The organism is Alphaproteobacteria bacterium (assembly GCA_019635875.1).
GTDB lineage: Bacteria > Pseudomonadota > Alphaproteobacteria > Reyranellales > Reyranellaceae > JAFAZJ01.
Genome location: JAHBYP010000002.1, coordinates 76595 through 98367, shown reverse-complemented (window position 1 = coordinate 98367; position 21773 = coordinate 76595). Strand labels below are relative to the sequence as shown.

Genomic DNA, 21773 nt, shown 5'->3' with positions numbered 1-21773 from the left:
TCACGGTAGCGAGCACAACGGCGCGCGTATCCGCACCAGGCTCGAATCGTCGGGATGTGGAACGGCCCGAAGCTGCAGCGCGCCGCACAGGCCGCGCATGGCGTGATTGTCCTTCAGCACGTCGCCTTCGAGCGTGCCGATGCCGCGCTGGCGCGCCACGCCGATCAGCGCCTGCATCAACGCGCTGCCGATGCCGCGGCGCTTGAGATCGGAACGAACCAGGATGGCGAACTCCGCCGTCACCCGATCCGGATCGGCATGGAAGCGCGCCACTGCGGCGAGGCCGTCATCGGCTTCCACGACAAGCGCCATTTCGCGGTCGTAGTCGATCTGGCAGAGCGCCGCGGCGGAGCGGTGCGAGAGCGTGCGGATCGGATGGAAGAAGCGGAAGCGCCGGTCCTCGGGACTGGTTCGCTCGATCAGGCGCAGCAGCGCGGGTTCATCCTCGGGCCGGATCGGCCGCAGCGGCAACTGCTCGCCGTCGCGCAGGCTGAGCATTCCCTCGAGTTCCTTGGGATAGGGGCAGATCGCCAGTCGATCGGCGCCACGCAGGGCGGCACGCTCGATCCTGATGCGCGCGTCGAGAGCGAGCGCGCCCTGCGCGTCGGCGAGCAGCGGATTGATGTCGAGCTCGACAATCTCGGCATGGTCGGCCGCCAGCTCGGCGAGACGCACCAGCACGTCGGCGAGCGCCCCGATGTCGCAGCCCGGCCGGTCGCGATAGCCGGCCAGCAGCTTCGCCACCCGCGTCCGCGCGATCAGCCGGCGTGCCAGCACGTCGTTGAGCGGCGGCAGCTCCAGCGACCTGTCGCGCAGCACCTCGACCGCCGTGCCGCCGCCACCGAACAGCACGACCGGGCCGAAGGTCGGATCGACCGCGATACCGGCGATCAGCTCGATGGCGTGCGGGCGCGACACCATCTCCTGCACGAGGAAGCCCTCGACTGGGGTGCCGGGCACTGCGCGGTCGACACGATCCAGCATCGCCTGGGCAGCCGCGCACACCGCGTCGCGGCCGTTCAGGTTCAGCGCGACGCCGCCGACGTCGGATTTGTGCACGATCGCGGCGGCATGGATCTTCAGGGCCACCGGCGCGGCGAAGCGCGCGGCGATGTCGCCGGCCTCGTCAACCGACCCGGCGATCTCGGCGCGCGGCGTGGCGATGCCGTAGGCGGCCAGCGCCTGCGCCGCGTCGAGCGCATTGAGCCAGGGACGGCCCGCATCCAGTGCCCGGCCGATGATGCGGTGCACGGCGGCTTGGTCGGCCGGCTTGCCAGCGGCATGTGCCGCCGGCGTCTCCATCAGCAGTGCCTGGTTGTCGCGATAGGCGATCATGTGCATGAAGGCGCGTACCGCGCGCTCGGGCGTGTCGTAGTGCGCGACGCCGGCCGCGACCAGGCGTTCGCGTCCTTCGCGGGCCGTGGCTTCGCCCAGCCAGCTGGTCAGCACGGCCTTGCGCGGCCCCGACGTCGCGCAATTCCCGTCGATCGCGCGTATGACGCCTGCCGCGGCCTCTCCTGGCGAGACGATCGCCGTGGGGCAATGGGCGATGAGAACCGCGTCCGTCCCCGGATCCCGTAGCAGCGCCGCCGTGGCCTGCTCGTAGCGCCTGCTGTTGGCGTCACCAATGATGTCGATTGGGTTGGCGCGGCTCCAGGTGACCGGCAGGACGGCGTCGAGAGCCGCGATCGTCGCCGCCGACAGGCTCGCCAGGCTGCCGCCGGCGGCGATCAGCGTGTCGGTGGCCATGACGCCCGGTCCGCCGCCGTTGGTGACGATGGCCAGCCGGTTGCCGGCGGGGGTGTCGAGCCCGGAGAGTGTCGCGACGGCGTCGAACAGTTCCTCGATCTCGACCACACGCAGCATGCCGGCGCGCCGGAAAGCCGCATCATAGACGTCGTCGGCGCCGGCCAGTGCGCCGGTATGGGATGCCGCGGCCTTCGCCGCCTGTGGCGCGCGGCCGGCCTTGACGACGATCACTGGCTTCACGCGCGCCGCGCGCCGCGCCGCCGACATGAACTTGCGCGCGTGGGTGGCCGCCTCGATGTAGAGCACGATCGAGCCTGTCGCCGGGTCGGCGCCATAGTGATCGAGCAGGTCGCCGAAATCGACGTCGAGCATGCCGCCCATCGACACCACGGCGGAGAAGCCGATGCCACGCGGCCTGGCCCAGTCGAGGACCGCCACGGCGATGCCGCCAGACTGGGTGAGGAAGGCAATCCGGCCCGCGAGCGGCGCTTCGCGCGCAAAGGTGGCGTTGAGCCCGATGCCCGGTACGGCAAGTCCCAGGCAATTGGGCCCGAGCACCCGCAGGAGGTGCGGCCGCGCCGCGTCGAGCACCGCCTGGCGGCGCCGCAGGCCCTCGTCATGCCCGCCTTCGCCGAAGTTCGCCGTCAGCACGATGGCGGCGCGAGTGCCGATCGCGCCCAAGTCGGCGACGATCGCCGGCACCGAGTCCGGCGGTGTCGCGATCACCGCGAGATCGGGGACCGTTGGCAGGTCGCGCACGCCACGGTACGCCATTGCGCCGGCGACGTGCGCCTCGCGCGGGTGCACGGGCATGATCGATCCCGCGAATCCGCCATGCACGAGATTGGTCATCAACGCGTGGCCCACCGAGGCGGGCCTGTTGCTGGCGCCGATCACGGCGAGTGAGCGCGGCGCGAGCAGGGCGGGAAGATTGCGTACCGACATGCGACACTTCACTCAGCGATAATCGTAGGGATCCGAGGCCTCCGGGGCCTCTTCGATGACAGTCGAGGGCGGCGACCTTCGAACTTCCCGGCAGCGGCCGCAGGCGGGCCATGGGCACCGCCTCGCCAGAGCCGGACGATGTGCAGGACACGGTCCCCCGATGAAGCGGCCGTACCTTGGCGACGCAGAGCAGTGCGCGCCTTGATGCAGATCAGCGCGCCAGGGGCTTGGCGTCCGCATGATGCTGCGCCATCCAGGGAGCGCGCCATGCTGAAGCCCGAAAACATCGAGGAGATCTTCCTGGCGTTCATCGGGGCGGGCGATCTCGTGCCAAGTCCCAAGCTGCTTGCTGCTCTCGCCGAAGAGAGTGGCAAGACCGAGACTGAGATGCGCACCTGGTACAGGCGCTTCGCGCGGTCGGTCGCCGACTCTGCCGCCGACCCCTTCGAGCACTGAGGCGACATCACAACGGCAGAGGGCCGCCGGCATCGTCGGCGGCCCTCGGCTTGCGTCACGGGCAGTAATCAGTGCGCCATCAGCACCGGCACGGTCATCGAAGACAGGATGGTCCTGCTGGCACCGCCGAGGACAAACTCGCGGAAGCGCGAGTGGCCGTAGACCCCCATCACGATCAGGTCGATGTCGAGGTCGAGCACGCGCGAGAGGATGACGTTGCCGGCGTCGAGGCCGCCGGAGGCTTCACGCTGCACCTCGACCTTCACGCCGTGGCGAGCCAGCCAGCGTGCGGCATCAGTGCCGGGCGCCTCTCCGTGCTCGGGATTGCCCTCTCCGTCGATCACCAGCAGGGTGACCTTCTTGGCCCGGGTCAGCAGGGGCAATGCGCCGGTCGCGGCATGCGCCGCCTGGGCGCTGGCGTTCCAGGCCAGTAGCACGTTGGTGCCGATCGGCTTGGTGTAGCCGATATGCGGCACCACAATCACGGGGCGACCCGTCGCGATGGCTGCCGACTCAGGCAGATCGGGATCTGCAGCGTCGTCGCTCTGCTGGCCGACCACGGCCAGGTCGGCGTACCGCAACGCCGTCGTGAAGACGCCGATGGGATTGTCGACGCGTTCAATGAACTCGCCGGCCAAGCCCGCTGCCTTCGTCTCGCGCTCGAACAGCGCCTTGGCCTGTGTGAGATGGGCGGTGTTGGCCTGCTCCAGCAGCGTGAGCAGATTGCCCGACGGAGGCGCCATCATGTCGACCGGGAGCTGCGGAACGGGCACTGCGGCCATGCCCGCGATGTGTGCGTCGAAGCGGCGCGCGAGGTCGGCGGCGAGCTTGACGCGGGCGGCGCTGGCCGGCTTGTCGTTGCAGTGAACCAGAATGGTCTTGTAGGTCATATCTTCCTCCTTCGCGCACTCTTGTCCCATGGGTGAAACGCGCGACGTTTGATGCCGGTCAATCGACCGGAGAAAAAGTCGCGTTCTCAGGGCACGAGGACCGCCGCCCCGCGCAGATTGCCGCCGCGCAGATCCGCCAGCGCCCGGTTTGCCTCGGCGAGGTCATAGCGTATCGCCTCGATTCGAACCGGAACCTGCGGTGCGATACGCAGGAAGTCCTCGGCGTCGCGGCGGGTGAGGTTGGCGACCGAGACGAGCTCGCGCTCGCCCCACAGCGCGGCATAGGGAAACGACGGGATATCGCTCATGTGGATTCCGCCGCAGACCACGCGGCCGCCCGGCCGCACCGCCTGGAGCGCCAGGGGCACGAGAAAGCCCGATGGCGCGAAGATGATCGCCGCGTCCAGGGGGTCCGGCGGCGGTCGGGTCGAGGGGCCTGCCCAGACGGCGCCGTGCTCGTATGCGAAGCGCTCGGCCTCGAGGTCGCCCTCGCGCACGAAGGCATAGACCTGGCGGCCTTGCCAGCGTGCCACCTGGGCGACGATGTGCGCCGCCGCGCCGAAGCCGTAGATGCCCAGCCTGCGGCCGTCGCCCGCCCGCACCAGCGATCGCCAGCCGATGAGACCGGCGCACAGCAGCGGGGCGGCGTGCAGGTCGTCGTAGGCGTCGGGCAGGGCAAAGCAGAAGCGCGCATCGGCCACCACGCGATCGGCATAGCCGCCATCGATCTGGTAGCCGGTGAAGCGCGCGTCCGCGCAAAGATTCTCGCATCCGGCGAGGCAATGCCCGCAGGTACCGCAAGACCAGCCCAACCAGGGGATGCCGATTCGAGTACCGGCGGCCGGCTGCTCGACGCCCTCGCCCCGCTCGAGCACCCGGGCGACGATCTCGTGGCCCGGCACCAGCGGCAGCTTGGGCTCGGAAAGCTCGCCGTCCACGACGTGCAGATCGGTGCGGCAGACGGCACAGGCCATGACCCGCGCCAGGATCTGGCCCGGTCCCGGTCGGGGATCGGCCACGAGCCGCTGGCACAGCTTCTGTCCCGCCCGCTCGAGGACCATGGCGCGCATGGTCAGGCGGCCGCCTTCGGCCGGGCGACGAGACGGGCCAGCGGCTCGAGCTCGGCCGGGCCCATGGTCTCGCGCTCCAGCAGCGTCTCGACCGTGGAGTCGAGCAGCGCGGCATGCGCGGCGAGAACGGTGCGGGCGCGATCCAGCGCATTGCCGATGATGCGTTGAACGGCGGCATCAATGCGCGCCGCGGTGGCTTCGCTGTACCAGCGCGGCACGGGCATGGTCTGCAGCGGCGACAGCAGCGGCGCGGCCTCGATGTCGTAGGCCACGACGCCGAGCTCCGGCACCATGCCGAAGCGCGCGACCATGCTGCGGGCGATGTCGGTGGCCTTGCGCAGATCGTCGGCGGCGCCGGTCGACACCGAGGCGAATCGCAGCATCTCGGCGGCGCGGCCGCCGAGCAGCACGGCAAGCTTGGTCTCGAGCTCGCTCTGGTCCATCAGGAAGCGATCCTCCGTGGGCCGCTGGATGGTATAGCCCAGCGCGCCGATGCCGCGGGGAATGATCGAGATCTTTTGCACCGCGTCCGTGCCCGGCAGCGTCATGGCAACCAGCGCGTGGCCGACCTCGTGCACCGCGATGGTGCGGCGCTCCTGCGGATTGAGGATGCGGTTGCGCTTCTCCAGGCCGGCGACGATACGCTCGATCGCCCGCGTGAAGTCGTCGAGCGTCACGTCGGTCGCGTCGCGCCGCGTCGCCAGCAGCGCCGCCTCGTTGACGAGGTTGGCGAGGTCGGCCCCGGTGAAGCCCGGGGTGAGCGCGGCGATCTGCGCTAGATCGAGATCGGCGGCCAGGCGGATCTTGCGCACATGCACCTTGAGCACCTCGATACGCCCCTTCTTGTCCGGGCGGTCGACGAGGACCTGGCGGTCGAAGCGGCCGGCGCGGAGCAGCGCTGGATCGAGGATCTCCGGCCGGTTGGTGGCCGCCAGCAGAACGATGCCCGATCGCGAATCGAAGCCGTCGAGCTCGGACAGGAGCTGGTTCAGCGTCTGCTCCTTCTCGTCGTGGCCACCCAGGGCGAAGCTGCCGCGGGCGCGGCCCAGCGCGTCGAGCTCGTCGATGAAGATGATGCAGGGCGCATGGGCGCGGGCCTGCTCGAACAGATCGCGCACCCGCGCCGCGCCGACGCCGACGAACATCTCGACGAACTCGGCGCCGGAGATCGAGAAGAACGGCACACCGGCCTCGCCCGCCAACGCGCGCGCCAGCAGGGTCTTGCCGGTGCCGGGCGGGCCGACCAGCAGGATGCCGCGCGGCAGGCGCGCGCCGAGACGGCTGTTGCGCTTGGGATCCTTGAGGAAGTCGACGATCTCCTTGAGCTCGTCCTTGGCCTCGTCGACGCCGGCGACGTCGCTGAAATCCACCCCGGTGCTCTTCTCGATGTAGACGCGCGCCTTGCTCTTGCCGATCGCCAGCAGCCCGCCGCTGCCCTGCATCCGGCGCATCACCATGATCCAGATGAAGGCGAACAGCGCCGTCGGCAGGACCCAGGACAGGATGCTCCTGAGCCAGCCAGAATCCGGCTCGGCGCGATAGCGCACCTTGTAGCGGTCGAGGAAAGCGGCCACGTCGATCGGCAGCCTCTCGGCGACGAACTCCGGCTTCTCGTTGGGGGCCGGATTGGCGATGGTGCCGCGCACGGATGTGTCGCCCACGACCACCTCGGCGACGCGGCCGGCCTCGAGCAGGGTCAGAAATTCGCTGAAGGCGATGTGATCGACGCGCAGCTGGCGTTGCCAGTAGTCGCGCACGAACAGCATGGCCAAGACCATGGCCACGGCCAGCCAGAACCCCAGATGTTGATCCTTGCGCATGCGCGGCCCCTGATCCGGCGAATGGCGCAGGATGCCTGCCGGCGACGCCGTCCGGCATGAGATGGATCAATCGCCACGCCATTGTCTTGATCTGGCTCAATGATCGGCCGGCCGCCGCGGATAGCGTGCGGCCCAGCCTCCGCGAGTTCGAGGAGTCGCGCATGCTCGCCGTGCAGGGAAATCCTCACCCGTCGACCGCGCACGTCGTCGAGGACCAGGACGAAGTGCTGGTCTTCCTCGCGAATCCGTCGACCCATGCGGGCACGACCGGCGTCACGCGCATCGACACGCATGGCGCCATCGTCTTTCTCGCCGGCGAGCACGCCTACAAGGTCAAGCGGGCCGTGAAGTTCCCGTTCATGGATCTCTCGACCCTGGCCAGGCGACGGGAGGCCTGCGAGGCGGAACTGCGGATCAATCGCCCGAACGCGCCGGAGATCTATCTCGACACCATCCCGATCGTACGCCGGGACGGAGCGTTGTTCCTGGGCGGGCCGGGCGACGTGGTGGAATGGGCTGTGCACATGCGGCGTTTCGACGAAAGCCGCACCCTGGACCGCATCGCCGAGCGGGGCGGCCTGACGCAGGACATGCTCGAACGGATGGCCGACGCGGTGGTCGACTCGCAGGCGCGCGCCGAGCGGCGCTCGGGCATCGACGTCGCCGCCGATCTGCGCGCGATCATCGACGGCAATACCGAGAGCCTCGCCGAGTCGCCGGAGCTGTTTGCGCCGCACCGCGTCAGCGCCCTGGGCCGCCGGTCGCGTGATGCCATCATTCGCCTCGCGCCCGCGCTGGCGGAGCGGGCGCAGGCGGGGCTGGTGCGCCGCTGCCACGGCGATCTGCATCTGCGCAACATGGTGATGCTGGGTGAACGGCCGGCCCTGTTCGACGCGCTGGAGTTCAGCGAGGCGCTGGCAACCATCGACGTGCTCTACGACGTGGCGTTCCTGCTGATGGACCTGATCGAGCGCGATCTGGGCTACGAGGCGAGCTTCTTCTTCAACCGCTACCTGACGGGTTGGGGCGACGAGCGCCAGCTGAGCGGTCTGGCGGCCCTGCCGCTGTTCATCAGTGTGCGCGCCGCGATCCGCGCCAAGGTGCTCGCCGCGGGCCTGGCGCACCTCGACGACGCCGGGCGCAAGGCCGCATGCGAGGCCGCCGGACGCTACCTCGCGCTGGCCGGGCGCGCGCTGGTGCCGGCCGAGCCACGGCTGGTCGCCGTTGGCGGATTGTCCGGTACGGGCAAGAGCACGGTGTCGGCGCGTCTGGCGGCGGAGATCGGCTGCCTGCCGGGCGCGGTCCATCTGCGCAGCGATGTCGTACGCAAGCGTCTGTGGGGCGTGAACGAGTTCGATCGCCTGCCCGGTGCGGCCTACGATGCGCAGGCCAGCGACAGGGTCTACACGACGCTTCGCCGGCAGGCTGCGCTCGCGCTCGCCGCGGGTTACAGCGTGGTCGTCGATGCCGTGCACCAGCGCCCGGAGGAGCGCGATGCGCTGCGCGCGCTGGCGGCGCGGCTGGGCGCCGGCTTCGCCGGCCTGTGGCTCGACGCGCCTGTCGATACGCTGGTTGCGCGCGTCGAGCGGCGCGCGCGCGACGCCTCGGACGCCAGGGCCGACACCGTGGCGCTGCAGGTCGGCCGCGCGAGCGGCGACATCGACTGGTGCCGCATCGATGCCGCCGGCGACCGGGTCGCCGTGCTCGAGCGCGCCCGCCTCGCGCTGCGTGCCGCAGCCTGACACAGATCAATGCCGGGCCGCGATCCCGGTGCGAGCATTTCCTGTTCTTTCACATGGGGGTGCGAAACCATGCTGTGTCGCATATCGCTTCGTCTCGGACCCACGCCGCAGGAGCCGCAGGGCCGCAGCGACTACGGATACGAGATCACGGCGCCCCTCGATCGCGAAGGCTACCTCGATGCCAGCGAACTGCGGGCACGGCACGGTCATTGCCGTGTCGCACGATTCGCGCCGGGCGAGCCGCATCGCTATGGGCAGCTGGTGTACCGTTCCGGTCGCAAGGGGCGCGGCATGTGGGCGATCGACTACGACATCAGCCCCTGCGGTGACGACGAGGACGCTTGCGGCCTCGACGAGCACTGCTTCGAGGTCGGCGAGCTCGTGCGCCTGCGTGACAGCCACGGCGCGTTCCAGTCATTCAGGGTCGTTCGCGTCGTGCCGCTCATCGGCAAGGATCCGCGCACCGGCGAACGCCCGTCAGCCGCCTAGACATGGGTGGACACAGCGCGGCATTTGGCCACCGCTCATTTGATCCAGATCAAACGCCAGCTGTTCGCGGAAGGCAAACTGGCTTTCGAAGGGCCGTGGAGGCCGTCGGAAGAAGGGCCGGACGCGTGGCGCAGCTGCAAGGACTACGACGATACTGCGAGATCCCGGACCGTCGCGCCCAGGCGCTGCCGCCGCACTGCGCCGTGTGCCAGGCGCGCGATCAGGCCATATGCGGCGTTCTGGACCAACACGACCTGAGGGACTTCGCCGCCTTGTCGAGCCATGTCCGGTTCAGCGCCGGCCAGACGATCTGCGACGAGGGCGCGCCGGCCGACTGGGTCTTCAGCCTCACGAGCGGCGTGATCGGTTTGCACAAGGGGCTGCCCGATGGCAGGCGCCAGACCACCGGCTTCCTGTTTGCCGGCGATTTCGTCGGGCTGGCCTCGCGGACCGTCAACACCTGCGGCGCCGAGGCCATCACCGACGTCGAGGCCTGCCGCTTCGCGCGGTCCCGCTTCGAAGCCCATCTTGAGGAGCATCCGGAGTTGCGCACGCGCCTGCTGCGCATGACGGTGGACGAGCTGTCGTCGGCGCACGCCCAGATGCTGCTGCTGGGCCGCAAGACGGCGCGCGAGCGGGTCGCCAGCTTCCTCCTGCAGCTCGCCGACCGCGCCACGGTGCGCCGTGTGCCGGCCAATCCCGTCCAGCTGCCGATGAAGCGGGCGGCCATCGCCGACTATCTGGGCCTCACCATCGAGACGGTCAGTCGCACTCTCACCAGTCTTGTGCGGCTTGGCGTGATCGAGATGGCGAGTGTCGGCGTGGTGCGCATCCTTGCCATGGCGACCCTGCGCGAGATCGCCGACGGTCGATAGTCCCGACGGCGCTTGATTCCGGTCAAGGCGGGACAGCCCACCCACCCCTAATGATGCGCGAGCACTGCATCGAGGGGGGCATGGTGATATTTCGCCGACTGATGCTGATCGCGCTCTCGCTTGGTCTGCCCTTCGCCGCCATGGCACAGGGAGCGCCGCTGGCTACGGCTTTCGGACGCACGCATGACGACGTCGCGCAGTGCCTGATGCGGCAGATGCCGCCGGGCTTTCGTGCCTGGCCAAAGGTGTCGCCACCTCCCAGGCGGGACGCCATCGTGAACATGTACATACGCGGCCATGGCCAGGGCGAGGATCCGATCGGCGTCTTCCATGTGCAGCCGACCGCCAATGACGGCCTCGCGATCTCATTTGTGCAAACCAACGGCGTTCGCGGCGAGTACGATCGAATCGCGCGGATCGCGGCCCAGCGCTGTGCGCGGTGAGCCGTCGCCGCCGGACGAGGCCTCAGGTCGGCAGCATCCGGTCGACGGCGACGGCGCGCTTGCGCGCCAACCGCACCAGCTCGCCGTCGGTCGGATGATCCAGTGCCTCGACGTGGACAATGCGTGGCGCCTGGGCGGGGTGACGCTCATGGACATAGGTCACGAACGCGGTCTTCGCCGTGCCCGGCCCGACCACCATCCACTCCTTCGCCCCCTGCAGCGCGCCGATTACCGCCTCGAAGAATTCGTGGTCGTCGGGCGCGCGATTGCCGGTGCGCGTCCCCGCGCGATGGTGCAGGTGTCGGTGCGGTGCGTGCGAGTGGATGCGTGTCCGCTCGGCGTCGGCCGGCGTGAAGTGGAACACCTTGGCCTCAAGGTGATCGATCCAGACGATCGCGTGGTAATGCGACATCGATTCTGCTCCATGCAACACGATCATCAAGCATCGACTTGCGATGCCGCGCCTTGATCGGCGTCAAGGCGGGCCGGATGGAGTGCTCCTAGCCTCAGCAAATCGGCGACTTCCGCCGATCCAGTCCCATGAGGGAGATCTACGATGGCCAATATTGCTCCGAAGACCCCCGCCACCGCTCCGGCGCGTCCGTTCGGCGCGTTCGGCGATATCGATCGTCTCTTCAGCCGCATGAGCCAGGGCTGGCCGTTCAGCTGGTCGCCCGAGCCGGCGACGGGCGAGCCGCGGGCGCTGCGCGCCTTCGAGCACATGCCGAATGTCGAGGTGAAGGAGAACGACAGGCACTACACGCTGACGGTGGAATTGCCCGGCCTCGACGAGAAGGACGTCAAGGTAACGGTCAACGACGACGTGGTGAGCATCACCGGCGAGAAGAAGGTCGAGCGCACCGACGAGAAGACCCACTATACCGAGCGCAGCTACGGCAGCTTCACCCGGTCCTTCTCCCTGCCGGCCGACGCCGACCGCAACGGCATCACCGCGTCCTTTGCCAAGGGCCTGCTGACGCTGACGATCGGCAAGGCGACCAACCCGGCGCCGCGCGGCAAGCAGATCGAGATCAAGCAGGCCTGATCCGGCGCGCCGCGCCCCTCGTGGAAGGTGGCGCGGCGGTCCGGCCCGGCCTAGTCGACAGGGACTCATGGCGACACTGACCTTGACCTGTCTGGGCGCCGCGGGAACCGTCACCGGGTCGCGTCACCTGCTGGACGGAGGGCGCCGGCGCGTCTTGATCGACTGCGGCCTGTTTCAGGGCCTCAAGCAACTGCGGCTGAAGAACTGGGCGCCGTTTGCCGTACCGCCGGAAACGATCGACGGCGTGGTCCTGACGCACGCCCATCTCGACCATTCGGGCTATCTGCCGAAATTGGTGCGCGAGGGTTTTCGTGGCCCGGTCTACTGCACGCACGCCACGGCCGAACTGTGCCGGCTGCTGCTGCTCGACAGCGCGAAGATCCAGGAAAGCGATGCCGCCTTCGCCAACAAGCATGGCTTCTCGAAGCACAGGCCGGCGCTGCCGCTCTACGATCAGGCGGACGCCGAGCGCGCGCTCGAGCGGCTGGTGCCGATCGACTTCGCGGTGCCGATCGACCTGGGATTCGGTGCCCGGCTCATGCTGCGCCGCGCCGGCCACATCCTGGGGGCGGCGACGGCCGAGATCGAGTGGGGGCACCGCCGCATTGCGTTCTCCGGCGACCTCGGACGCTATGGCGACCCGCTGATGGCCGATCCGGCGCCGATCGGCGAATGCGAAGAGCTGGTGGTCGAATCGACCTATGGCGATCGGCTGCATGCGCGCATCGATCCGGCAGAGGCCTTGCTGGCGATCGTCGAGCGCACCGTGGGGCGCGGCGGCACAATGCTGATTCCGGCCTTCGCGGTCGGCCGTGCGCAGGAGTTGCTCCACCTGTTCTGGAAGCTCAAGCGGGCCGGACGCATCCCGCTTGTGCCGATCTACCTCGACAGCCCGATGGCGACAGACGCCGGCGACATCCTGCAGCGACACCCCGAAGACCACCGCCTGTCGCCGGGCGATTGCCGCAAGGCCATGGCGGTGGCGCGCTACGTCCAGACCGTGGAGGAGTCGCGCGCGCTCAGCCACAGCGCGATTCCCAAGGTCGTGATCTCCGCCAGCGGCATGCTCACCGGCGGACGAGTCCTGCACCACCTGCGCGCCTTTGGCCCCGACCCGCGCACCACCGTCCTGTTCGCGGGCTTCCAGGCCGCGGGCACGCGCGGGGCGGCGCTGCTGGCGGGCGCGATGGAAGTGAAGATGTACGGTCAGCTCGTTCCAATCCGCGCCGAGATCGACGAGCTGCCGATGCTGTCGGCGCACGCCGACGCGGGCGAGATCATGCGATGGCTCGGTGGCTTTCGCCGGCCACCGCGCCGCACCTTCATCGTCCATGGCGAGGAGCAGGCTTCGGCCGCCCTCGCCGCGCGCATCAGGCAGGAGCTGGGCTGGCGCTGCGTCGTGCCGAACGAAGGCCAAGCTCAGCCGCTGAACTGAGGTCAGGATGCCGGTGATCAGCTGAGCAGGCCACGCAGGCGCAGCCAGGCGCGCAGCACGGGCTCGATCTCGTCGCGAAGCAATCCCCAGCCGGTGACGATCTCGCTCCGCTCGTCGGACAACAGCAGATAGGCGCGCCACTCGCCGGTCGGCCTCGTGCCGGTTGGCAGTCGCGGCGGGTCGGCCGCCAAGTCATGGCCCATCGGCGCGAACGCGTAGATCAGGTGAAACACGAAGGAGCCGCCCTTGCCGTTCGACCATTCGTCGGCCTCGCGGATCACGATCGTCCTCGGCATATAGGCGTCCACGCGCCTCTCCGTTCTTCCCCGAACGGCGCGATCGAGGGATTCCGGCGCGAACGTTCTTGATTGCATGCAGATAACGCGCAGGTGCCGCGATGCGATTGACCTGGATCAATGAGGCGCCGGCTCGCTTCGCTTCAACTGTGCCATGCACGAGCGCGACCATGGCTGGGATCTTGCCGCGTTGCTGGCTGGCCTGCCGCCGGAGACGGCCCTCTACGTCGCATTGCTCGTTACTGGATTGGTCGGCGGTGCGACACACTGCTTGGGGATGTGCGGTCCCTTCGTCCTGTCGCGCGCGCTCGGCGTCGCGAGTCTGCTCGGTGCGCAGCAGAACAGCCTATGGGCGCGACTGCGCGTGGCCCTGCTGCCGGGCTATCACCTGGGCCGTATGCTCACATATGCCGGCTTTGGCGCAGTGGCCGGCGGCGCGGCGGAAGGCTTCGCCCGGGTCAGCGAGCTCGATTGGTCGCGCGGGCTCTTCGTCGGCGCCGCCGCGCTCCTGCTGGTGCTGGGGATGATCGGCGGACCCGCGCGCCTGCATCTGCCGGGCGGCGAATGGCTTGCCCGACGTGTGACCCGTCTGGCGCCGGCACCCGGTTTCCTCGGCGACCTGACGATGGGTCTCGGCCTGGGCTTCCTGCCATGCGGCCTGGTCCTGGCCGCGCTCACCGCTTCGGTCAGCGCCGGCGGCGCGCTCCAAGGCGCGCTGGCCATGGCCAGCTTCGCGCTGGGGACGGCGCTGCCGCTGTCGCTGCTCAGCGGCGCCAGCGCGGTGGTCGCTCGCCGCTGGCGCGAGCGCCTGCGCCGCCTGACCTGGCCGCTGCTGGCGCTCAACCTCGCCGCACTCGGCGTTTGGCTGGCGCATTGAGTTCCAGGCTGACGGTCCACCGGCATGCGCGGGCCATGGGCGCGGCACTGGTGCTGTTCCTGCTGTGGATGGCTGCGACATGGCTGCTGGAAGGGCGGCCGCGCACCTTGCTGCGGCCCGATGCCGTTGTGGATCGGCTGATCTATGCGGCAGTCGCGAACCTGCTGATCGGAACCCTCTGCACGGCCATCGTGCTGGCGATCGCGGTGCGCTCGGGTACTGGCAGCCTCGACGATGCCGGGTACGGCGCAAGTTCACCATCATTTTCGTGGCTGGCACTCGGCGCGGCAGCCGGGATTCTGGCCTTTGCAGCGCGCGGTGCGCCGTCATGGGACCCGATCGTGATCGCCAACGTGTTTGCTCAGGTCCTGCCCGTCTCCATCGCCGAAGCGCTGGTGTGCTGGTCGCTCATCGGCGGGCTCCTCAGGCCCGCGCTCGGTGCACCGCAATGGCGTGCCGGCGCCGTGGCGGGAATCGTCGCGAGCGCCTTCTTCGGGCTCTACCACTTCGGCCACAGTCCGCCTTTCGACTCGGTCATCATGGTTGCCTTCCTGTCGGCCGTCGGCCTGCTGACCAGCGTCGTCTTCCTCGTGTCGCGGGACATCTACGCGACGATCATCTTCCACAACTTCCTTGCGACGATTGGCGTGGCTGACTCCCTTGCCACCAGTGGCCAGCTTCACCGGATGGCGTCGCCTCAGGGACCACTTCTGGCGCTGGCTGCCCTCGCGCTCCTGCTGCTGATCGCCCTCGATGTGCTGCTGATCAGGCGGGTCGGTCGTGACCGCGATTGACGGACGCCTTCGGGCTCGCCACATCGCTGTGTCATGAACCGCGCCGCTATCGTCTACGCCCTGGTCGCCGCGGCCCTGTTCGGCATCTCGACTCCGGCGACCAAGCTGCTCCTGGGCAGTGTCGATCCGTTCATCCTCGCCGGCCTGCTCTATGGTGGGGCAGGTGGCGGCGTTGCCGTGCTGCGTGTGCTGCGCAATCGCCGCCGTGGCAGTGCGAAGGCGACGGAGGCCAGCCTCTCTCGACGGGACCTGCCCTGGCTCGCGGGTGCGATCGGGGCGGGTGGCGTCCTGGGGCCGATCCTGCTGATGCTGGGATTGTCGCGCACCGAGGCGGCTGCGGCATCGCTGCTGCTGACCCTAGAGGGCGTGGCCACCGCGCTGATCGCCTGGTTCATCTTCCGCGAGCATTTCGACCGCCGCATTGCGCTCGGCATGGGCTGTCTTGTGGCCGGCGCGCTGGTGCTGTCGTGGAGCGGCGAGCCGTCGCTGTCGAACGCCTGGGGACCGCTGGCGATCGTTGGCGCGTGCCTGGCATGGGGTATCGACAACAACCTGACCCGCAAGGTTTCACTGTCCGATCCATTGCGCATCGTCGAGCTCAAGGGACTCGTGGCCGGGCCGATGAACGTCGCGGTGGGGCTGGCGGCTGGCGGCTCCCTGCCGGCGGTCGAGCTGTCCGCGATGGCTGGAATCGTCGGCTTCCTCGGCTATGGAATCAGCCTGGCGCTGTTTGTCGTCGCCTTGCGCCATCTCGGTGCGGCGCGCACGGGTGCGTACTTCTCGACCGCGCCATTCCTCGGTGCCATCGCGTCGCTGGCCGTCCTGGGCGAGAGCCTGTCGCTGCAGCTTCTTGCCGCCGGTGTGCTGATGGGTGTCGGCGTGTGGCTGCACGTGACCGAGCATCATGTGCACGAGCACGTGCACGAGCCGATGGAGCACGACCATGCCCATGTTCACGACGAGCACCATCGGCACGAGCACATTCCCGGCGACCCGCCGGGAGAGCCGCACGCACATGCGCACCGACACGCGCGCTTGCGGCACTCACATGAGCACGCTCCCGACATGCATCATCAACACCGACACTAGCTAGCCAGCGGGTCGGTTGCCACGCGGCACCAGTTCGCGATAGGCGTGCCAGGTGGCGTGCGCCAGCACCGGAACGATGATCGCGAGGCCGATGAAGGCCGTGGCGATGCCGATGCCGGCGAAGACTACGATCAGCGCCGCCCACAGGCCCATGGCGTGGATGTTCTCGTTGACCGTGTTGATACTGCGCGCGATCGCGACGGGCACCGAGACGTCGCGGTCGACGATCAACGGCAGCGACACGGCGCTGATGTAGAAGCTGAGAAGCGCCAGCCCGCCGCCCACGATGGTGCCGACGACCAGCAGCGCCAGGCCGCGACCCGAGCCGAGGATCAGCGGCACCAGGCCCTCCAGGCCCGGGTTGGCGCCGTGCAGGAAGAGCGCCGACAGCAGCAACGCCAACCGGATCCAGACGATGTGCAGGAACAGCAGCACGCCGCCCATCAGCAGGATCTGGCCCGACGAGCGCCAGGCGAACAGCGCCGCCCACAGCGAGACGGGCTGGCCGGCCTCAAGGCGACGGCTGACGTCGTAGAGGCCGCTGACGATCATGGGCGCCAGCATGAAGAAGCCGCCGGTCGCCGGCAGCAACAGCTCGGCCTTGCCGCCCAGGACCAGGCCGAAGCAGACCGCGTAGCTCAGCGCCACGGCGCCCAGACCATAGGCAAGGCCGACGGTGGGTGCGCGGCGGAAGTCCTGCCAGCCCTTCTCGAGCCAGCGCCAGACCGCCTCGGGCGGCGCGCCGCGGATCGCGCGCGCGGCTGGTGGGGCCTCCTCGGCCACGGTCGGGTCCGACATGGGCGTCTCCTCGTATGGCCGGCAACCTGCGGCGGCTCCTTCGCCCGCGCCTTGATCCGGATCAATGAGCCCGACGCCCCGGCATGCGAGTGAGCGGCGTCCGACCCGCCGAGGAAGACGCGCCGATGTCCGTTGCCGAAGCACCCAGCGCCCCGCATTCCGCCCTGACCACCGCGCGACCCGGCACCGCCGTGCGGGGCCTCGTTCGCGTGGCGGGCGAGGAGGACCAGGTCGAGAACGTCATCCGAGCCTTCGTCATTGCGACCTGCTTCTGGGGCGTTGCGGCTTTTGCGGTCGGCGTGCTGATTGCCCTGCAGCTGGCGATCCCGCAGCTCAACCTCGACCTGGAGTGGACGACCTTCGGCCGGCTGCGCCCGCTGCACACCTCGGCGGCGATCTTCGCCTTCGGCGGCACGGCGCTGATCGGCTCCTCGCTCTACATCGTGCAGCGCACCTGCCACACCAGGCTGTTCGGCGGTGAGCCGGCCGGCTGGTTCATCTTCTGGGGCTACCAGCTTTTCATCGTGATGGCCGCCACCGGCTATCTGATGGGCGTCACCCAGAGCAAGGAGTACGCCGAGCCCGAATGGTACGTCGACCTGCTGCTGACCGTGGTCTGGGTGGTCTACCTGATCGTCTTCCTGGGCACCCTCATGAAGCGGCGCGAGCGCCACATCTACGTCGCCAACTGGTTCCTGCTGTCCTTCATCGTCACCGTGGCGATGCTGCACATCGTCAACAACGCCGCCGTGCCGGTGTCGGTCTTCGGCGCCAAGAGCTACATCGTCTGGGCCGGCGTGCAGGATGCGATGACGCAGTGGTGGTACGGCCATAACGCCGTCGGCTTCTTCCTCACCGCCGGCTTCCTGGGCATGATGTACTACTTCATCCCCAAGGCGGCGAACCGGCCGGTCTATTCCTACCGGCTGTCGATCATCCATTTCTGGGCCCTGATCTTCCTCTACATCTGGGCCGGCCCGCACCACCTGCACTACACCGCGCTGCCCGACTGGGCGCAGTCGCTCGGCATGGTGTTCTCGGTGATGCTGTGGATGCCGTCCTGGGGCGGCATGATCAACGGCCTCATGACGCTGTCAGGCGCCTGGGACAAGCTGCGCACCGATCCTTCGCTGCGTTTCACGGTCACCTCGGTCGGCTTCTACGGCATGTCGACCTTCGAGGGGCCGATGATGTCGATCAAGCAGGTCAACGGGCTCAGCCATTACACCGACTGGACCATCGGTCACGTGCATTCCGGAGCGCTGGGCTGGAACGCCTTCATCACCTTCGGTGTGCTGTACTACCTCGTGCCCGTCCTGTGGGGCCGCAAGGAAATCTACTCGCGCGCCCTGGTCGCCTGGCACTTCTGGACGGCGACGCTCGGCATCGTGCTCTACATCACCGCGATGTGGGTCAGCGGCATCATGCAGGGCCTGATGTGGCGTGCCTACGACGAGCTCGGCTTCCTACAGTATTCGTTCATCGAGACGGTCGAGGCGATGAAGCCCTTCTACTTCATCCGCGCGCTGGGCGGCGTGCTGTTCCTCACCGGCGCCCTGATCATGATCTACAACCTCTGGCGCACCGTCACCTCGGGCGAGAAGGCGGAGAAGCCCGTCCGTCTCGCCGTGGCCGCCGCGGCCTGAAGGGGGAGGCGACGATGCGTTTCAACCACGGCCTGATCGAGCGCAACTCGGTCCTGCTGCTCGTGCTGTCGTTCCTGACGGTGACCATCGGCGGCATCGCCGAGATCGTGCCGCTGTTCACCGTCGAGACCACCATCGAGCGGGTGAAGGGCGTGCGGCCCTACACGCCGCTCGAGCTCGCCGGCCGCAACATCTACATCCGCGAGGGCTGCTATCTCTGCCACAGCCAGCAGATCCGCCCGTTCCGCGACGAGTACGAGCGCTACGGCCACTACAGCCTGGCGGCCGAGAGCATGTACGACCATCCGTTCCAGTGGGGCTCCAAGCGCACCGGGCCGGATCTCGCACGCGTCGGCGGCCGCTACTCGCACGAGTGGCACATGGCGCATCTCATCGCGCCGCGCTCGGTGGTGCCGGAATCGATCATGCCCGGCTACCCGTTCCTGATGCGCCGGTTGAAAGCCGGCGACATCGTCAGGCACCTCAAGACGAACCGCGCGGTCGGCGTGCCCTATACCGAGGAAATGCTGGCCAACGCCCGCGCCGACCTCGAGGCGCAGGCCAATCCCGACGCCGACACCGCGGGGCTGCTCAAGCGCTACCCCAAGGCCGTCGTCGGCAATTTCGATGGCAACATCGCCCACCTCACCGAGATGGACGCGCTGATCGCCTACCTGCAGATGCTCGGCACGCTGGTGCGCTTCTCTGACGTCAAGCCCGAGCATCTCAAGCAGTGACGGAGGCAGCCATGCTTGCCGACTACGTTCCTTATCTGCGCTCGCTGTGGACGGTGTGGTTCTTCGCCGTATTCGCCCTCGTGGTGATCTCCGCGCTGCTGCCCAAACGCCGCGCCCAGTACGAGGAGACCGCGCGCATCCCGCTCAACGACGATCCGGCCGAAGGAGCCGCGCGCCATGGCCGCTGAATTCGAACGCGATCCTGTCACCGGCCGGTCGACGACCGGTCACGAATGGGACGGCATCAAGGAACTCAACACGCCGCTGCCGAGCTGGTGGCTCTACACCTTCTACGCCACGATCCTCTTCGCCGTCGTCTGGAGCGTGCTCTATCCGTCGATCCCGGGGATCGACGGCCTGCTGAAGCACACGAATCGCCAGGATCTCGTCGAGACCGTGAAGGCGGCGACCGAGGCGCAGGCGCCGATGGTCGACCGCATCCGCGCGCTCTCGATCGAGGAGGTGCGCAAGGATCCGCAGCTGCTGGCCTTCGCCCGCACCGGCGGCCGCGCCGCCTTCAACAACAACTGCGCCGCCTGCCACCAGACGGGCGGCGCCGGCGCGCGCGGCTTTCCCAACCTCGCCGACGACGAATGGATCTGGGGCGGCACGCTGGCCGATATCGAGCAAACCATCCGCTACGGCATCCGCGGCGAGCACGACAAGTCGCGCCTCTCGATGATGCCGCGCTTCGGCGCCGACGGCATGCTGAGCCCGGCGCAGATCGACGATGTGGTCGAGCACGTGCTGGCGCTGTCGCGCCAGCCGCACGATGCGGCCAGAGCCGCGCGCGGCGCGCCGCTCTTCGTCGAGCAATGCGCCGCCTGCCACCAGAACGACGGCTCGGGCAACCGCGAGCTCGGCGCGCCGGCGCTCAACGACCAGATCTGGCTCTATGGCGGCACGCGCGCGGCGATCCGCGACAGCGTCTTCGCCGCCCGCGCCGGCGCCATGCCGCACTGGGAGGGCCGCCTTGACGAGGCGACCATCAAGATGCTGACGCTGTACGTGCACGGCCTGGGCGGCGGCAAGTAGGCCGGGGCCGTGGCCATGAAGAGCCTGTCGTCCCGCGAACGCGAGGCCGCGCCGACCAACCAGTCGGCGCCCGGCCCGCTTTACGCCGACAGGGTGAAGGTCTATCCCAAGCGCATCAGCGGCACGTGGCGGCGCGTGAAGTGGGCGATCCTGGTCGCCTGCCTCAGCGTCTACTACGGCGGCGCCTGGCTGCGCTGGGATCGCGGGCCCGGTGCGCCCGACCAGGCGCTGCTGATCGACATGTCGGGGCCGCGCGCCTACTTCTTCGACATCGAGATCTGGCCGCAGGAGGTCTACTACATCACCGGCCTGCTGGTGCTGGCCGCGGTCGGGCTGTTCTTCGTCACCAGCCTGTTCGGGCGCGTCTGGTGCGGCTACGCCTGCCCGCAGACGGTGTGGACCGACCTCTTCATGCTGGTCGAGCGCTGGATCCAGGGCGACCGCAGCGCGCGCATCCGTCTCGACAAGGCGTCGTGGGGCGTGCGCAAGATCGCGCTGAAGGGCGCCACGCACGCGGCCTGGCTGCTGATCGCCGCCGCCACCGGCGGCGCCTGGGTGCTGTACTTCGACGACGCGCCCACCGTGGTGCGCGAATTCTTCCGCGGCGAATCGACGACGGGCGTCTATTTCTTCGTCGGCCTGTTCACCGCCACGACCTATGTGCTGGCCGGCTGGGCGCGCGAGCAGGTCTGCACCTACATGTGCCCATGGCCGCGCTTCCAGGCGGCGATGCTCGACGAGCACAGCGCCGCCGTGACCTATCGCGCCTGGCGCGGCGAGCAGCGCGGGCCGATCCGCAAGGGTGTCGCGCCGGCGCCCGGCACTGGCGACTGCATCGACTGCAAGGCCTGCGTCTACGTCTGTCCCACCGGCATCGACATCCGCGACGGCCTGCAGATCCAGTGCATTGGCTGCGGCCTGTGCATCGACGCCTGCAACGAGATCATGGGCAAGGTCGATCGCGCGCCCAACCTGATCGCCTGGACCAGCGTCGCCTACGAGGCCGAGCGCGCTCAGGGCAGGCCGGGCCGCTACCGCTTCGTGCGCCCGCGGACCATCCTCTACGCCGCGCTGCTGGCGGTCGTCGCGACGGTCATGGTCGTGGCGCTGGCGCTGCGCACGACCGTCGAGGTCAACGTGCTGCGCGATCGCATGCCGCAATTCGTGCTGTTGGCCGACGGCTCGGTGCGCAACGGCTACACCGTGAAGATCCTCAACAAGGAGCGCCGGGCGGCGAGCTTCCGCATCGAGGCCACGGGCTTCGCCGGGCTGGTGCTGCGGCCGGCCCAGGGCGAGGCGCAGAACGGCGCGCTCACGGTGCAGGCGAAGCCCGACTCGGTCGAGACCGTGCCGCTGTTCCTCAAGGCGCCGCGCGCGGCGTCCGGCCCGGCCAGCCGCGGCGTGACCTTCCGCGTGCTCGACGCCCAGGGCCGGCTCGTGGCGCGCCGCGACACCGTCTTCATCGGCCCGGCGCGCTGAGGAGCAGGTGATGAACGTTGCCAGTTCGCGCATACCTTCCCCCGGAGGGGGAAGGTGGCACGC

The 21773-nt window shown here is 68.9% G+C and carries 22 protein-coding genes; 15 read left to right on the top strand and 7 right to left on the bottom strand.

Features of this window, described 5'->3' with window-relative positions; translation table 11 throughout:
- The gene (locus KF889_06525) at positions 1-2694 is read right to left on the bottom strand and encodes a bifunctional acetate--CoA ligase family protein/GNAT family N-acetyltransferase (GenBank protein MBX3499083.1); all 2694 of its coding nucleotides are present in this window, start codon (positions 2692-2694) and stop codon (positions 1-3) included.
- A gap of 267 nt (positions 2695-2961) precedes the next feature.
- On the opposite strand from KF889_06525, the gene KF889_06520 reads away from it, so the two are divergent.
- On the top strand, positions 2962-3150 hold the full coding sequence (locus KF889_06520) for a hypothetical protein (GenBank protein ID MBX3499082.1): 189 nt from the start codon (positions 2962-2964) through the stop codon (positions 3148-3150).
- A gap of 68 nt (positions 3151-3218) precedes the next feature.
- On the opposite strand, the gene KF889_06515 is transcribed toward KF889_06520, so the two are convergent.
- The 3 genes from KF889_06515 to ftsH all read right to left on the bottom strand — a co-directional run bounded on the left by KF889_06515 (position 3219) and on the right by ftsH (position 6930).
- Positions 3219-4040 (bottom strand): universal stress protein, encoded by an 822-nt coding sequence (locus KF889_06515; protein MBX3499081.1) that lies wholly within the window; start codon positions 4038-4040, stop codon positions 3219-3221.
- A gap of 86 nt (positions 4041-4126) precedes the next feature.
- Complete coding sequence (locus KF889_06510; GenBank protein MBX3499080.1) at positions 4127-5110, bottom strand: zinc-dependent alcohol dehydrogenase family protein; 984 nt, start codon at positions 5108-5110, stop codon at positions 4127-4129.
- 2 nt (positions 5111-5112) lie between these two features.
- Positions 5113-6930, bottom strand: coding sequence for an ATP-dependent zinc metalloprotease FtsH (gene ftsH / locus KF889_06505; GenBank protein MBX3499079.1), 1818 nt, complete (start codon positions 6928-6930; stop codon positions 5113-5115).
- Between the two features lie 161 nt (positions 6931-7091).
- Between ftsH and KF889_06500 the strand changes: the two genes are divergently transcribed.
- The 4 genes from KF889_06500 (at position 7092) to KF889_06485 (ending at position 10479) form a co-directional block, all read left to right on the top strand.
- Complete coding sequence (locus KF889_06500; GenBank protein ID MBX3499078.1) at positions 7092-8672, top strand: AAA family ATPase; 1581 nt, start codon at positions 7092-7094, stop codon at positions 8670-8672.
- A 69-nt stretch (positions 8673-8741) separates the two neighbouring features.
- The gene (locus KF889_06495; protein MBX3499077.1) at positions 8742-9161 is read left to right on the top strand and encodes a hypothetical protein; all 420 of its coding nucleotides are present in this window, start codon (positions 8742-8744) and stop codon (positions 9159-9161) included.
- A 2-nt stretch (positions 9162-9163) separates the two neighbouring features.
- Complete coding sequence (locus KF889_06490) at positions 9164-10036, top strand: Crp/Fnr family transcriptional regulator (protein MBX3499076.1); 873 nt, start codon at positions 9164-9166, stop codon at positions 10034-10036.
- A 101-nt stretch (positions 10037-10137) separates the two neighbouring features.
- Positions 10138-10479 (top strand): hypothetical protein, encoded by a 342-nt coding sequence (locus KF889_06485; GenBank protein ID MBX3499075.1) that lies wholly within the window; start codon positions 10138-10140, stop codon positions 10477-10479.
- 22 nt (positions 10480-10501) lie between these two features.
- Here the strand turns inward: KF889_06485 and KF889_06480 are convergent, their stop codons facing one another.
- Entirely contained in the window at positions 10502-10891 is a 390-nt protein-coding gene (locus KF889_06480) for a translational machinery protein (GenBank protein ID MBX3499074.1), read from the bottom strand.
- A gap of 144 nt (positions 10892-11035) precedes the next feature.
- On the opposite strand from KF889_06480, the gene KF889_06475 reads away from it, so the two are divergent.
- Positions 11036-11524 carry an Hsp20/alpha crystallin family protein gene (locus KF889_06475; protein MBX3499073.1) on the top strand — a complete coding sequence of 163 codons (489 nt, stop codon included), beginning with the start codon at positions 11036-11038 and terminating at the stop codon, positions 11522-11524.
- A 67-nt stretch (positions 11525-11591) separates the two neighbouring features.
- Positions 11592-12959 (top strand): MBL fold metallo-hydrolase, encoded by a 1368-nt coding sequence (locus tag KF889_06470; protein MBX3499072.1) that lies wholly within the window; start codon positions 11592-11594, stop codon positions 12957-12959.
- Positions 12960-12976: 17 nt separating this feature from the next.
- Here KF889_06470 and KF889_06465 read toward each other — a convergent pair whose 3' ends face one another.
- The gene (locus KF889_06465) at positions 12977-13267 is read right to left on the bottom strand and encodes a hypothetical protein (protein MBX3499071.1); all 291 of its coding nucleotides are present in this window, start codon (positions 13265-13267) and stop codon (positions 12977-12979) included.
- 142 nt (positions 13268-13409) lie between these two features.
- On the opposite strand from KF889_06465, the gene KF889_06460 reads away from it, so the two are divergent.
- From KF889_06460 to KF889_06450, 3 genes are read left to right on the top strand one after another with little or no spacing between them, the layout of a single operon-like run.
- Positions 13410-14132, top strand: a complete 723-nt coding sequence (locus KF889_06460; protein ID MBX3499070.1) for a sulfite exporter TauE/SafE family protein — start codon at positions 13410-13412, stop codon at positions 14130-14132.
- A gap of 35 nt (positions 14133-14167) precedes the next feature.
- Positions 14168-14926: a CPBP family intramembrane metalloprotease gene (locus tag KF889_06455; protein MBX3499069.1), complete on the top strand. Its 759-nt coding sequence runs from the start codon at positions 14168-14170 to the stop codon at positions 14924-14926.
- Between the two features lie 33 nt (positions 14927-14959).
- Positions 14960-16015, top strand: coding sequence for an EamA family transporter (locus KF889_06450; protein ID MBX3499068.1), 1056 nt, complete (start codon positions 14960-14962; stop codon positions 16013-16015).
- Here KF889_06450 and KF889_06445 read toward each other — a convergent pair whose 3' ends face one another.
- A complete protein-coding gene (locus KF889_06445) occupies positions 16016-16813 on the bottom strand; it encodes a DUF2189 domain-containing protein (protein ID MBX3499067.1) in 798 nt (265 codons plus the stop codon).
- Positions 16814-16938: 125 nt separating this feature from the next.
- Between KF889_06445 and ccoN the strand changes: the two genes are divergently transcribed.
- The 5 genes from ccoN to ccoG are packed head-to-tail and all read left to right on the top strand — an operon-like array spanning position 16939 to position 21710.
- Entirely contained in the window at positions 16939-18459 is a 1521-nt protein-coding gene (gene ccoN / locus KF889_06440) for a cytochrome-c oxidase, cbb3-type subunit I (GenBank protein ID MBX3499066.1), read from the top strand.
- Positions 18460-18473: 14 nt separating this feature from the next.
- Complete coding sequence (gene ccoO / locus KF889_06435; GenBank protein ID MBX3499065.1) at positions 18474-19196, top strand: cytochrome-c oxidase, cbb3-type subunit II; 723 nt, start codon at positions 18474-18476, stop codon at positions 19194-19196.
- Positions 19197-19207: 11 nt separating this feature from the next.
- On the top strand, positions 19208-19384 hold the full coding sequence (locus KF889_06430; protein MBX3499064.1) for a cbb3-type cytochrome c oxidase subunit 3: 177 nt from the start codon (positions 19208-19210) through the stop codon (positions 19382-19384).
- The gene (ccoP, locus tag KF889_06425) at positions 19374-20231 is read left to right on the top strand and encodes a cytochrome-c oxidase, cbb3-type subunit III (protein ID MBX3499063.1); all 858 of its coding nucleotides are present in this window, start codon (positions 19374-19376) and stop codon (positions 20229-20231) included. Before KF889_06430 ends, ccoP begins: the two co-directional genes overlap by 11 nt.
- Positions 20232-20246: 15 nt before the next feature.
- Positions 20247-21710, top strand: coding sequence for a cytochrome c oxidase accessory protein CcoG (gene ccoG, locus KF889_06420; GenBank protein ID MBX3499062.1), 1464 nt, complete (start codon positions 20247-20249; stop codon positions 21708-21710).
- Positions 21711-21773: the final 63 nt, after the last annotated feature.

Coding starts and splice junctions, on each gene's coding strand:
- KF889_06525 (MBX3499083.1), bottom strand. CDS start 2,694: ATGTCGGTACGCAATCTTCCCGCCCTGCTCGCGCCGCGCTCACTCGCC.
- KF889_06520 (MBX3499082.1), top strand. CDS start 2,962: ATGCTGAAGCCCGAAAACATCGAGGAGATCTTCCTGGCGTTCATCGGG.
- KF889_06515 (MBX3499081.1), bottom strand. CDS start 4,040: ATGACCTACAAGACCATTCTGGTTCACTGCAACGACAAGCCGGCCAGC.
- KF889_06510 (MBX3499080.1), bottom strand. CDS start 5,110: ATGCGCGCCATGGTCCTCGAGCGGGCGGGACAGAAGCTGTGCCAGCGG.
- ftsH (MBX3499079.1), bottom strand. CDS start 6,930: ATGCGCAAGGATCAACATCTGGGGTTCTGGCTGGCCGTGGCCATGGTC.
- KF889_06500 (MBX3499078.1), top strand. CDS start 7,092: ATGCTCGCCGTGCAGGGAAATCCTCACCCGTCGACCGCGCACGTCGTC.
- KF889_06495 (MBX3499077.1), top strand. CDS start 8,742: ATGCTGTGTCGCATATCGCTTCGTCTCGGACCCACGCCGCAGGAGCCG.
- KF889_06490 (MBX3499076.1), top strand. CDS start 9,164: ATGGGTGGACACAGCGCGGCATTTGGCCACCGCTCATTTGATCCAGAT.
- KF889_06485 (MBX3499075.1), top strand. CDS start 10,138: ATGCTGATCGCGCTCTCGCTTGGTCTGCCCTTCGCCGCCATGGCACAG.
- KF889_06480 (MBX3499074.1), bottom strand. CDS start 10,891: ATGTCGCATTACCACGCGATCGTCTGGATCGATCACCTTGAGGCCAAG.
- KF889_06475 (MBX3499073.1), top strand. CDS start 11,036: ATGGCCAATATTGCTCCGAAGACCCCCGCCACCGCTCCGGCGCGTCCG.
- KF889_06470 (MBX3499072.1), top strand. CDS start 11,592: ATGGCGACACTGACCTTGACCTGTCTGGGCGCCGCGGGAACCGTCACC.
- KF889_06460 (MBX3499070.1), top strand. CDS start 13,410: ATGCACGAGCGCGACCATGGCTGGGATCTTGCCGCGTTGCTGGCTGGC.
- KF889_06455 (MBX3499069.1), top strand. CDS start 14,168: ATGGGCGCGGCACTGGTGCTGTTCCTGCTGTGGATGGCTGCGACATGG.
- KF889_06450 (MBX3499068.1), top strand. CDS start 14,960: ATGAACCGCGCCGCTATCGTCTACGCCCTGGTCGCCGCGGCCCTGTTC.
- KF889_06445 (MBX3499067.1), bottom strand. CDS start 16,813: ATGTCGGACCCGACCGTGGCCGAGGAGGCCCCACCAGCCGCGCGCGCG.
- ccoN (MBX3499066.1), top strand. CDS start 16,939: ATGTCCGTTGCCGAAGCACCCAGCGCCCCGCATTCCGCCCTGACCACC.
- ccoO (MBX3499065.1), top strand. CDS start 18,474: ATGCGTTTCAACCACGGCCTGATCGAGCGCAACTCGGTCCTGCTGCTC.
- KF889_06430 (MBX3499064.1), top strand. CDS start 19,208: ATGCTTGCCGACTACGTTCCTTATCTGCGCTCGCTGTGGACGGTGTGG.
- ccoP (MBX3499063.1), top strand. CDS start 19,374: ATGGCCGCTGAATTCGAACGCGATCCTGTCACCGGCCGGTCGACGACC.
- ccoG (MBX3499062.1), top strand. CDS start 20,247: ATGAAGAGCCTGTCGTCCCGCGAACGCGAGGCCGCGCCGACCAACCAG.